Source organism: Vibrio breoganii, from assembly GCF_024346795.1.
Lineage (GTDB): Bacteria > Pseudomonadota > Gammaproteobacteria > Enterobacterales > Vibrionaceae > Vibrio > Vibrio breoganii.
The window spans coordinates 525,578-538,047 of the sequence record NZ_AP024864.1 but is presented as its reverse complement, the minus strand read 5'-3'; the positions used below and the strand labels follow the sequence as shown (position 1 = coordinate 538,047).

9 protein-coding genes are annotated in these 12,470 nt (G+C 45.0%); 1 reads left to right on the top strand and 8 read right to left on the bottom strand.

Going from position 1 to position 12,470, the window contains the following annotated elements; translation table 11 throughout:
• Positions 1 to 33: 33 nt before the first annotated feature.
• The 3 genes from OCU35_RS02625 to OCU35_RS02615 all read right to left on the bottom strand — a co-directional run bounded on the left by OCU35_RS02625 (position 34) and on the right by OCU35_RS02615 (position 3,565).
• The gene (locus tag OCU35_RS02625; protein ID WP_017028402.1) at positions 34 to 804 is read right to left on the bottom strand and encodes an ABC transporter permease; all 771 of its coding nucleotides are present in this window, start codon (positions 802 to 804) and stop codon (positions 34 to 36) included.
• Complete coding sequence (locus tag OCU35_RS02620; RefSeq protein ID WP_102380742.1) at positions 804 to 1,727, bottom strand: ABC transporter ATP-binding protein; 924 nt, start codon at positions 1,725 to 1,727, stop codon at positions 804 to 806. Before OCU35_RS02620 ends, OCU35_RS02625 begins: the two co-directional genes overlap by 1 nt.
• A gap of 188 nt (positions 1,728 to 1,915) precedes the next feature.
• Entirely contained in the window at positions 1,916 to 3,565 is a 1,650-nt protein-coding gene (locus OCU35_RS02615; protein ID WP_261825601.1) for a SulP family inorganic anion transporter, read from the bottom strand.
• 231 nt (positions 3,566 to 3,796) lie between these two features.
• Between OCU35_RS02615 and can the strand changes: the two genes are divergently transcribed.
• Complete coding sequence (gene can / locus OCU35_RS02610) at positions 3,797 to 4,447, top strand: carbonate dehydratase (protein ID WP_261825600.1); 651 nt, start codon at positions 3,797 to 3,799, stop codon at positions 4,445 to 4,447.
• Between the two features lie 64 nt (positions 4,448 to 4,511).
• On the opposite strand, the gene hpt is transcribed toward can, so the two are convergent.
• The 5 genes from hpt to pdhR form a co-directional block, all read right to left on the bottom strand.
• On the bottom strand, positions 4,512 to 5,039 hold the full coding sequence (gene hpt / locus OCU35_RS02605) for a hypoxanthine phosphoribosyltransferase (protein ID WP_017028405.1): 528 nt from the start codon (positions 5,037 to 5,039) through the stop codon (positions 4,512 to 4,514).
• A gap of 208 nt (positions 5,040 to 5,247) precedes the next feature.
• On the bottom strand, positions 5,248 to 6,672 hold the full coding sequence (lpdA, locus tag OCU35_RS02600) for a dihydrolipoyl dehydrogenase (RefSeq protein WP_017028406.1): 1,425 nt from the start codon (positions 6,670 to 6,672) through the stop codon (positions 5,248 to 5,250).
• Positions 6,673 to 6,873: 201 nt separating this feature from the next.
• On the bottom strand, positions 6,874 to 8,742 hold the full coding sequence (aceF, locus tag OCU35_RS02595) for a pyruvate dehydrogenase complex dihydrolipoyllysine-residue acetyltransferase (protein WP_261825599.1): 1,869 nt from the start codon (positions 8,740 to 8,742) through the stop codon (positions 6,874 to 6,876).
• A gap of 28 nt (positions 8,743 to 8,770) precedes the next feature.
• On the bottom strand, positions 8,771 to 11,434 hold the full coding sequence (aceE, locus tag OCU35_RS02590; RefSeq protein ID WP_065210201.1) for a pyruvate dehydrogenase (acetyl-transferring), homodimeric type: 2,664 nt from the start codon (positions 11,432 to 11,434) through the stop codon (positions 8,771 to 8,773).
• A 63-nt stretch (positions 11,435 to 11,497) separates the two neighbouring features.
• Positions 11,498 to 12,271, bottom strand: a complete 774-nt coding sequence (pdhR, locus tag OCU35_RS02585; protein ID WP_065599681.1) for a pyruvate dehydrogenase complex transcriptional repressor PdhR — start codon at positions 12,269 to 12,271, stop codon at positions 11,498 to 11,500.
• Positions 12,272 to 12,470: the final 199 nt, after the last annotated feature.

Sequence of the window (12,470 nt, the reverse complement as noted above, 5' to 3'; positions counted from 1 at the left end):
AAAGGGAGCCTAATTGGCTCCCTTTTTGTTTTGCTAGCTTCTTAATCCAATGCCTTTATCGACAAGTCGATAAGCCACAGCAAACAAGATAACCACAAATAGCGTTAGGACAGTGAACGAGCTGACGATATCCACATCAGACACACCCAAGAAACCATAACGGAATGCATTCACCATGTAGACGATTGGGTTGATCTTAGACACGCCCTGCCAGAATTCAGGCAATAAGCTGATGGAATAAAACACACCACCGAGGTAGGTCAAAGGTGTCAAGATGAAGGTAGGGATGATCGAGATATCATCAAAGGTACCGGCAAACACCGCATTGATCAGGCCACCAAGAGCAAAGACTACAGAAGTCATAAACACAGTCGCGATGATAACGCCCCAATGCTGAACCTGCAGATCAACAAAGAACAGGGATACAAAGGTCACGATGGTGCCCACTAGGAGCCCGCGAACCACGCCACCCATAACATATCCTGAGATAATCACATAGGTAGGCACCGGAGCCACTAACAACTCCTCAATGTTCTTCTGAAACTTAGAGCTAAAAAATGATGAAGCTACATTGGAGTAGGAGTTGGTAATTACGCTCATCATGATTAGGCCAGGGACAATGTATTCCATGTAGCTAAAGCCATTCATCTGTCCGATGCGAGAACCAATCAAGTTGCCGAAGATAATGAAATACAGTGTCATGGTAATCGCAGGTGGCACAAGGGTTTGTACCCAAATACGCATAAAGCGATTAATTTCTTTGCCTAGTAGACTCTTAAAAGCCGTCCAATATACGCCATACATTACTGCTGTTCCTCGGTTTGATCTCTCACGATAGTGACAAATAGCTCTTCAAGACGGTTGGCCTTATTGCGCATAGAAAGTACCTTCACGCCTGCATCCGTTAGCTGTGAAAAAACATGGTTCAGCCCCTGCTCTTTCTTTAATTCAATCTCAAGGGAGCCGTTCACTAGGTGCTGGCTCACTACATCATTCAGCGGCTGAGGCTGTACCCCTTCCTCAAGATCTAGAATAAAGGTTTCCACCTGCAATTTATTGAGCAGGCTCTTCATACTGGTGTCTTCGATCAACTCACCGCGATTAATGATGCCGATATTACGGCACAACATCTCAGCTTCTTCGAGGTAGTGAGTGGTTAGGATAATAGTGATGCCTTCTTTATTGATCTTCTGCAAGAACTCCCACATAGAGCGCCTTAACTCGATATCAACACCCGCAGTAGGCTCATCAAGAATAAGTAACTTAGGCTCATGCATCAGAGCGCGAGCTATCATTAAGCGACGCTTCATGCCCCCTGATAATGTTCTCGCTCTGTCACTGCGCTTATCCCACAATTCAAGCTGAGAGAGGTACTTCTTCGCTCTCTCTTTTGCATCGGCGCGCGATACGCCGTAGTAGCCTGCTTGCTGCAGTACAATTTGCTCAACCGTCTCGAACATGTTGAAGTTGAATTCTTGAGGTACTAAACCCAAATTCTGTTTTGCGAGTTCAAGGTCTTTGTCGATATCATGACCGAACACAGTAACCGAACCAGAGGTTTTATTGACCAAAGATGAGATAACACCAATGGTCGTGGACTTCCCTGCCCCGTTAGGGCCTAGTAGAGCATAAAAGTCGCCCTTTTTGACTTGCAGAGAAACTCCCTTTAAGGCTTCAAAGCCCCCTTTATACGTTTTACGTAAATCTTTTATATCTAATGCGAGCATGCTCTCTACCGAGTGGGTTATGTATACGCAGATGCTACTATAGATGATGCTCAAGTCATTAAATTTCAAGGTCCGGCTTGAATCTAGTTATTGTGCAGATTGCATTTAATAGATAAGTCGATGAAAAACGACTACGAATGGAAACGCGAGAATGGCAAGTGCTTACTCGCGTTTCACTATCAGTGAAATTATTGAACTGTTGCTTGATAAGCAGCTTCTAACGCATCTTCCCTGTGACTATATATGTTGCCCTCCAACACCAAATCAATCACATGAAATTTATCAAGTTGCTGTCGAGTCTGTTGGTTAGGACAAAGCAAATATACAAGGCAATTCGCTTCTTTTGCATCTTTGATTGCGTTCTCTAAAGCTAGCCCTACGGTAACATCTATCATGGGCACATCGGTAAGATCTAAGATCATAGCTTCATAATCGGAGATGCTACTGTGTTGTCGAGATATCGCCTTAGATACACTAAATATCATCGGCCCGGACAAATAGAAAAACAAAACCTTACCTTGCGCTTTTTCTAGCAAACCTCTTTGTTCATTAGTCAGTGGTACATCGTCATCATCAGCATCACTGATCGCTTTAACTTGTCTTGCTTGTTCGCGGCTCAACCGTTCAATAATGATGATATTAGAGATAAAGACTCCTAAGCCTACTGCTGCAATTAGGTCCACAAATACAGTTAGGAGCATCACTCCATACATTATCGCCATGCCTGGCAAACTGACTTTATGAGCCCGTTGAATAAAACTCCAATCAAGGATGTTAAATCCAACATAAACCGCGATTCCCGCTAATACCGCCATCGGTATAGGTTCAGTGAGATCACTGGCAACTAAAACCACGAGAGCAAGCACCAAAGCACGAACAACGCCGGATAGGGGTGAGCGAGCGCCAACCTGAATATTTGTTACTGTACCCATAGTTGCTCCGGCACCCGGTAAAGCACCAAATAAACCTGCGATTAAGTTAGCTAACCCTTGGCCTCGAAGTTCTTTATCCGAGTCATGCTCTTTACGGGTTAGTGAATCTCCAATCACAGCGGTAAGCAAAGTATCAATACAACCTAGAGTTCCTAATACCAAAGCATCAATCACCATGGTAGTAATGATGTCAGCATTGAAATGAGGTAGCACAATACTGGGCAACCCGGCAGGAATTTCACCAATACGACGAATAGACTCGCTATCAAAAATCAAGATAGACAAAATCGTGACGGCCACTAAAGCTATCAATTGAGGGGGTACATGTTGTCTGTATTTTTTGGGCAGGAAAAAGAGTATTGCCAACGTTAAGAGGCCTAAGAACAGTTCCTTGAAATCTACTTGAGCTATTAACCCAGGCAATGATTTGATTGTTCCTAAGACACCACCCATAGGAGCCGCTTGCCCTAAAATTGGCCCAAGCTGCAATATAATGAGAATAACCCCAATTCCAGACATAAACCCTGAAACCACACTATAAGGCATCAAAGTAACGTACTTACCTAACTTCAGCGTTCCTAGCAGTATTTGAAAAGCGCCAGCCATCATAACAACGGTGAAGGTCATGGCTAACCCTGTATCGGGGTACTTTGCCATCATTCCAGTCAAGACGGCGGTCATAATTACAGTCATTGGCCCAGTTGGCTCTGATATCAATGTCGATGAACCACCAAATAAAGAGGCAAATAACCCCACCATTATGGCGCCCCAAAGACCGGCTTCAGCTCCAGCACCTGACGCGACACCAAATGCTAACGCCAATGGCAGCGAAATGATCGCCGTAGTCACACCACCAAAAACATCTCCTTTGAGATGAACATCCTTAAACCGTTCAAACAACTGCATAATCATCCATAAAAGCAACCATGAAGAAACCGTATACTAACAAATGAACGAAAATAATTAACAGCTTTATTGAGCACTTGTTTGTATAACATATGATGGATTCAGTTCATTGCTATAAGTCATTGATTAATGGCGATCAATACACATCAGATGAGTGAAACGTACAGTAATTTTTGCAGATCCTACCGGTTGCACGGTGTATAGTATGTCGATGTAATAAAGGGGATTTAAATGCCAGAAATTAAACAGTTATTTGAGAATAATTCCAGATGGTCTCAATCTCGTAAAGCTGATGAGCCTGAGTACTTTACTGAATTAGCACAAGGACAGAACCCTGACTTTCTATGGATAGGATGCTCAGATAGCCGAGTTCCAGCCGAGCGTCTAACTGGGCTTTATTCTGGAGAACTATTTGTTCACCGAAATGTAGCAAACCAAGTAATACATACCGACTTAAATTGCCTATCTGTGGTTCAATATGCTGTCGATGTATTACAAGTTAAGCATATTATTATTTGTGGTCACTACGGTTGTGGAGGTGTTGATGCCTCTATCGATAACCCTAAGCTAGGTCTTATCAATAACTGGTTGCTACATATCCGCGACCTCTACCTAAAACATCGCGAGTTTCTCGACCCTCTTTCAAAAGAAGAACGTTCAAATAAGCTTTGTGAAATCAACGTTGCAGGACAAGTATACAACCTAGGAAACTCGACCATCATGCAATCCGCATGGGAACGAGGCCAAGAAGTTGAGATACATGGCGTCGTATACGGTATCGGTGATGGCAAACTAGAAGACTTAGGCGTGCGTTGCTCAAGCAAAGAAACGCTAGAAGCAAACTTCCCCGTCGCTATGGCGAAGATCCTAAAGCAGGATTAATCACGAGCCCCAATTAAACAAATACCCGCTATATGCGGGTATTTTTCTATCTAGCTTGCGTTAATTATAACGGTACCACTTTGCCAATGTATGGCAGGTTACGATATTTTTGCGCGTAGTCGATGCCTACACCAACCACAAACTCATCAGGGATCTCAAAGCCAATCCACTTCACATCTACCTTAACTTCTCGGCGAGAAGGCTTATCAAGCAGAGTCGCGATTTGAATCGAGTTAGGCTCACGGATAGATAGGATTTCACATACCTTGCTTAGCGTGTTGCCCGTATCAATGATGTCTTCCACCAGCAACACATCTTTGCCTTTGATGTCATCATCAAGGTCTTTCAAGATACGTACGTCACGAGAGCTTTCCATGGTGTTGCCATAGCTAGACGCCGTCATGAAGTCAACGCTGTGGTTTACCGTAACTGCGCGAGATAAGTCAGCCATAAACACAAACGAGCCACGTAGAAGTCCTACCATAACTAACTCTTCACTGTCTTTATAGTGCTCATTGATCGATGCACCAAGCTGTTGTACTCGCTCTTGAACCTCTTGTTCAGAGATCATCACTTCTACGGTATGTTTCATACTGTTCTCTCGTTTACTGGACTCGCATCAACTATAGCCACCTGTTGCCATACTGTCGCAAAATTTTGCGTTTGAATGGCAAGACGTGCTCAAAAAGTCGTTGCGCTTAAAATGGGCGAGCATTGTAACAAACAATGTTTGAAACCGAAAAAAACCCAGCTAAAAAGCTGGGTTTTATTTTCAAACTAATTGTTCAGCAAATTAGAAATTACTTCTTCTTCACTGCTTTCTTGTTTGGAAGGTCAGTGATAGAGCCTTCAAAGACTTCAGCCGCAAGACCAACAGACTCGTGTAGTGTTGGGTGAGCATGGATAGTCAGTGCGATATCTTCCGCATCACAACCCATCTCGATAGCTAGACCGATTTCACCAAGAAGCTCACCACCGTTAGTACCCACAACAGCACCACCGATTACGCGATGAGTATCTTTGTCGAAGATCATCTTAGTCATGCCGTCAGCACAATCTGATGCGATTGCACGACCAGAAGCAGCCCAAGGGAACGTAGACACTTCGTAGTTAATGCCTTCAGCCTTCGCTTCTTTCTCAGTCTTACCAACCCACGCCACTTCTGGCTCAGTGTAAGCAATTGAAGGAATAACTTTAGGGTCAAAGTAGTGCTTCTTACCAGAGATAACCTCTGCCGCTACGTGACCTTCATGCACACCTTTGTGCGCAAGCATTGGTTGGCCAACAACGTCACCGATAGCGTGAATGTGTGGCACATTAGTACGCATCTGCTTATCAACATTGATGAAGCCGCGCTCATCAACCTCGATACCCGCTTTTTCAGCGTCGATTAGTGCACCATTTGGCACACGACCGATAGCAACAAGAACGGCATCATAGCGCTCAGCTTCTGCTGGTGCTTTTTTACCTTCCATTGATACGTAGATACCGTCTTCTTTCGCTTCAACAGCGGTCACTTTAGTTTCAAGCATTAGCTTGAATTTGTCTTTGATACGCTTAGTGAAGACTTTAACGATGTCTTTATCTGCTGCTGGGATCACTTGATCAAACATCTCAACAACGTCAACTTTAGAACCTAGAGAGTGGTATACCGTACCCATCTCAAGACCGATGATACCACCACCCATGATAAGCAGTTTTTCTGGTACTTCATTCAGTTCTAGTGCATCCGTAGAATCCCAAATACGTGGGTCTTCATGCGGGATGAACGGCAGTTTGATTGGGCGAGAACCCGCTGCAATGATTGCGTTGTCGAAGCTAACTGTTGTTGATTCTTCGCCTTCCACTTGGATAGTGTTAGGACCAGTGAATTTACCAAAACCGTTCACAACTGTTACTTTACGCATCTTAGCCATGCCGTTAAGGCCGCCAGTCAGTTGGTCTACAACCTTCTCTTTCCAGATACGGATTTTGCTAATGTCTGTAGTTGGCTCACCAAATACAACACCGTGCTCAGCCATTGCTTTTGCTTCTTCGATAACTTTAGAAACGTGAAGAAGTGCTTTCGATGGGATACAACCCACGTTCAGACAAACACCACCTAGAGTGCTGTAGCGTTCAACAAGTACAGTTTCAAGACCTAAGTCTGCGCAGCGGAAAGCGGCAGAGTATCCAGCAGGACCTGAACCCAGTACCACAACTTGGGCTTTAATTTCTTTGCTCATTTTGACCTCTTGTAGTCATTATCCCTAACAGGCTAATTGGGTATTTGCGTCACCCCAGTTTACAAACTTGTAAACTAAGAGAAAACTAATTCCATTTAGGCTGTGAGCTATACAACAATTCGGCGCTACTTTATCTCAAGTCGCGCCCAATTTTGTTAAATATTTGCGACAAAAAGCAGCTCTTGCGAGCTGCTCTATTTTTTACATTACCAGACGACGGATATCGCTTAGGCATTGGTTTAAGAAGGTAATGAATCGTGCACCTTCTGCACCATCGATAACACGGTGGTCATAAGACAGTGATAATGGAAGCATTAGGCGAGGAGTAAACTCACTGCCGTTCCATACTGGCTTCATCTCAGACTTAGATACACCAAGGATACCCACTTCTGGTGCATTCACGATTGGCGTGAATGCTGTACCGCCGATGCCACCTAGGCTTGAGATAGTGAAACAGCCACCCTGCATATCTGCAGCTGTTAGCTTACCAGAACGTGCCTTCTTAGAGATAGCCGCTAGTTCAGCAGACAACTCGTAGATGCCTTTCTTGTTTACGTCCTTAAATACAGGAACAACAAGACCGTTTGGCGTATCTACTGCTATACCAACGTTCACGTACTTCTTAAGAATGATGCTTTCGCCATCTTCAGATAGAGACGAGTTGAATGAAGGGAACTCTTCAAGCGCTTTCGCTACAGCCTTCAAGATAAACACAAGTGGAGTGATCTTGATACCAGAGTCTTTCTTCGCTTCAAATGCGTTTTGCTCTTTACGGAACTTCTCAAGCTCAGTGATATCTGCGTTATCCCACTGTGTAACGTGCGGGATCATTACCCAGTTACGATGCAGGTTAGCGCCAGAGATCTTCTTGATCTTAGACAGTTTCTGAACTTCAGTGTCACCAAACTTGCTGAAGTCCACTTTTGGCCATGGTAGTAGGCCAAGTGCACTCCCGTCACCTTTGCCTGATGCGCCAGCACCAGATTCAAGGCGCTTAAGTGCGTCTTTAACAAAGTTCTGAACATCATCTTTTAGGATGCGGTTCTTACGGCCTGTGCCTTTAACCTTAGAAAGGTTAACGCCAAACTCACGAGCAAGACGACGAACAACAGGAGATGCGTGTGCATACTCGTGGTTCTCTTGGAAGTCGCCTTTAGTTGCTGGTGCTTGAGCTGGTGCTGCTGCTGCCGCTACTGGTGCAGGTGCCGCCGCCGCTGGAGCCGCTGCTCCGCCGCCAACTGTCTCAAATACCATGATTAGAGAACCAGTGGTTACTGAATCGCCTTCAGTAATCTTGATTTCTTTAACCGTACCCGCAAATGGTGCTGGTACTTCCATAGAAGCCTTATCGCCTTCTACAGTAATGAGTGACTGTTCTTCTTCAACGCTATCACCAACAGAAACCATGATTTCAGTCACTTCGACTTCATCACCACCGATGTCAGGTACGTTAACTTCTTGTACTGCTGCAACTGCTGGAGCCGCGGGTGCTGCTGGAGCTGCTGGAGCTGCCGCAGCTGCAGGCGCTGCGCCAGACCCGGCCGTCTCGAATACCATGATTAGAGAGCCAGTAGAAACAGAGTCACCTGAAGCTACTTTGATTTCTTTAACTGTACCTGCAAATGGTGCTGGTACTTCCATAGATGCTTTGTCGCCTTCCACAGTAAGAAGAGATTGCTCTTCTTCAACTGTATCGCCAACTGCAACCATGATTTCGGTAACTTCTACTTCGTCACCACCGATGTCTGGCACGTTAACTTCTTTTAGCTCAGAAGCACCGCCCACAGGAGCAGCTACTGGAGCTGCTTCAACTGCTGGAGCAGCAGGTGCTGCAGCACCTTCCGCTTCAAAGATCATGATTAGAGAACCAGTGGTAACTGAATCGCCTTCAGATACTTTGATTTCTTTAACGATACCCGCTTGAGACGCAGGTACTTCCATTGAAGCTTTGTCGCCTTCAACAGTGATCAGTGACTGTTCTTCTTCAACCTTGTCGCCAACGTTAACCAGAATCTCAGTTACTTCAACCTCATCAGCACCGATATCAGGTACATTAATTTCGATTGTCATTGTTTATTTCCCTTAATAAATGGAAGTCTTATGCGTATTGCGGGTTAATTTTGTCTGCGTCGATGCCGAATTTAGCAATTGCTTCTGCAACTACTGACTTCTCAACATCGCCACGTTTCGCCAGTTCAGTAAGCGCAGCAACGACTACGTAGCCAGCGTTAACTTCGAAGTGACGACGTAAGTTTTCACGGCTGTCTGAACGACCGAAGCCATCAGTACCAAGAACCTTGTAAGACTCAGAAGGCATGAATGCACGTACTTGCTCAGCGTAGTTCTTCATGTAGTCAGTGACTGCAATTGCAGGCTCGCTACCAAGAACCGTTGTGATGTACGGTACTTTCTCTTCCGCTTCTGGGTGAAGCATGTTGTCACGTTCTACTGCTTGACCGTCACGAGTTAGTTCGTTAAACGATGTTACAGAGAAGATGTCAGAGGCTACGCCGTACTCTTCGCTTAGGATCTGAGCGGCTTTACGCGCTTCGTTCATGATAGTACCAGAGCTCATTAGCTGAACTTTAGACTTGTCACCTGCGTAAGACTCAAGCTTGTAGATACCTTTACGGATGCCTTCTTCAGCGCCTTCTGGCATTGCTGGCATTGCGTAGTTCTCGTTCATTACTGTTAGGTAGTAGTAAACGTTCTCTTGCTCAGGACCGTACATGCGACGGATACCGTCTTGCATGATTACCGCTAGCTCGTAAGCAAACGTTGGGTCATAAGAGATACAGTTAGGCACAGTGTTCGCCATGATGTGCGAGTGACCATCTTCGTGCTGTAGACCTTCACCGTTTAGCGTTGTACGACCTGCTGTAGCACCTAGTAGGAAGCCACGAGCTTGTTGATCACCTGCTAGCCATGCCATGTCGCCAATACGTTGGAAACCGAACATTGAGTAGTAGATGTAGAACGGGATCATTGGTAGATCGTTGGTGCTGTATGACGTTGCTGCAGCAACCCAAGACGCCATTGAACCTAGTTCGTTGATACCTTCTTGAAGAACCTGACCAGAAGTCGCTTCTTTGTAGTAAGAAACAATGCCTTTATCTTCAGGCGTGTAGTCTTGACCGTGCGGGTTGTAGATACCAATTTGACGGAATAGACCTTCCATACCAAAGGTACGTGCTTCGTCACAGATGATAGGAACGATGTTCTTACCAACGCTCTTGTTCTTCAACAAGATGTTCAGTGTACGAACGTAAGCCATAGTGGTAGAGATTTCACGCTTCTGAGCACCCAGTAGAGGAGCGAACTCTTCTAGTTCTGGTACTTGGAATTCTTGAGTGAACTTAGGCAGACGCGCTGGAGTGTAACCGTGTAGAGCGTTACGACGAGCATGCATGTATTCGTATTCAGGAGTGCCAGCTTCAAGCTTCAGGTAAGGAAGTTCAGCTAGTTTGTCATCTGAAAGGATGTCTTCTAGGCCTAGACGGTCACGCAGGTGTTGAACATGAGTCATGTCCATTTTCTTCACGCCGTGTGCAATGTTCTTGCCTTCTGCTGCATCACCCATGCCGTAACCTTTAACGGTTTTAGCTAGGATAACCGTTGGCTTGCCGCCAGTTTCTTTCGCATTGTTGAATGCTGCGAATAGCTTAGATGAATCATGACCACCACGCTTAAGAGCGAAGATTTCGTCATCAGTCATATCGGCAACAAGTGCTGCAGTCTCAGGGTATTTACCAAAGAAGTGCTCACGTACGTACGCGCCATCTTTAGATTTGAATGTTTGGTAGTCACCGTCGATAGTTTCGTTCATTAGCTGAAGAAGCTTACCTGTGGTGTCTTTTGCAAGTAGTGAATCCCAGTTGCTACCCCAAATAACTTTAACAACGTTCCAACCAGCGCCTTTAAATAGGCCTTCTAGTTCTTGAATGATGCTGCCGTTACCCATTACAGGGCCATCTAGACGCTGTAGGTTACAGTTGATTAGGAAACATAGGTTGTCCAGTTTTTCACGGGCAGCAAAAGAGATTGCGCCGCGTGATTCTGGCTCATCCATCTCACCATCACCTAGGAATGCGTAAACGCGCTGAGCTGAAGTATCTTTTAGACCACGGCCTTCAAGGTACTTCAAAAAGCGAGCTTGGTAGATAGCAGAGATCGGGCCTAGACCCATAGATACTGTTGGGAACTGCCAGAATTCAGGCATCAACTTAGGGTGTGGGTAAGAAGGGATACCCTTGCCATCAACTTCTTGACGGAAGTTGTCTAGCTGCTCTTCAGTTAGACGACCCTCAACGAATGCACGAGAGTAGATACCTGGAGAGATATGACCTTGGTAGTAAACCAAATCGCCACCGTCCGTCTCATTTGGAGCGCGGAAGAAGTGGTTGAAGCAAACTTCGTAGAATGCAGCGGCTGACTGATAAGAAGCCATGTGACCACCAAGGTCTAGGTCTTTCTTAGAAGCACGCAATACAATCATGATTGCGTTCCAGCGGATGATTGAGCGAATACGACGCTCAAGCGTTACATCACCAGGGTAAGCTGGTTCTTGTGCGGCCGGAATGGTATTGATGTAGTTAGTGTTAATGCCTGTAGGCATATCAACACCGTCTAAGCGAGCCTTATCTAGAACTTGTTCTAGTAGGAACTGCGCGCGTTCTACACCTTCTTCACGTACTACTGACTCAAGCGCTTCTAACCAATCTTGAGTTTCCAGAGCATCTACGTCATGCTTCATATCAGACATGGCGAACTATCCTTTTTTATTAAGTTAGGTCAACTACTAGGGTGGTATACCCTAAGCAAAAGCTTACTGTTTGTTCTGTTGAATTCGACGCAATGAACGAGCTCTTCTGCCCTGTTCTTCGGTCAAGTCCGACAATGTTTCATCGATAAACGCTAAATGAGTTTCAGACATTTCACGGGCTCGTTGTGGCTCTCTCGATGTAATCGCCTTAACGATGTCCGCTCTGTGCTCATTTAATTTTTGAATTACGTCTTCACGGCTGTGCAGAAGCATCAAGTTTTGTGACACATTCTTTTGCAACAGTGGAGATAAACTACGAACAATGTGCAATAGCACGACGTTATGTGAAGCCTCTGCAATAGCAATCAGGAAATCCATAATGGCTTCAGATTCTTGCTCAACATCATCGCTATCCACCGTAACGCTCATTGCCTTTTGGCACTGAGTAATACGCTGGAAGTCCTCTGTTGTTCCTCTTAAAGCAGCAAAATAAGCAGAAATACCTTCGAGTGCATGTCGCGTCTCTAGTAAGTCTCTTTGCGTATCAGCATGATTTGAAAGAAGGTTCAAAAGAGGATCGGTTAGATTAGAAGACAGGCTTTCACAAACAAAAGTTCCCCCACCTTGGCGACGAGTTAACAACCCTTTGGCTTCTAGCCTTTGAATTGCTTCGCGTACCGACGGTCTAGAAACATCAAACTGCTTGGCAAGCTCTCTCTCAGGCGGCAATTGCTGGCCCGGAGACAATATCCCATCCAAAATCAATGTTTCCAACTCACGCTCTATCACATCAGATAGCTTAGGTTGGCGAATACTTTGAAAGGAAACTTTTTGCATCTAAATCTCTGCGTCCTGCTCGATGTTAATTGGTATTACCAATTTCAACTTGACGCGAAACTTAACATATCAATTTCTCATCTGTCTAGAAAAAATTGATTTAAATCATAAAACGGCGAGCGTGATAACAAAATAATGCCAAAGAAATAGGGGGCTGTGATGCATTTGTTAAAAAATGTGTATTCACGCGAACTATATG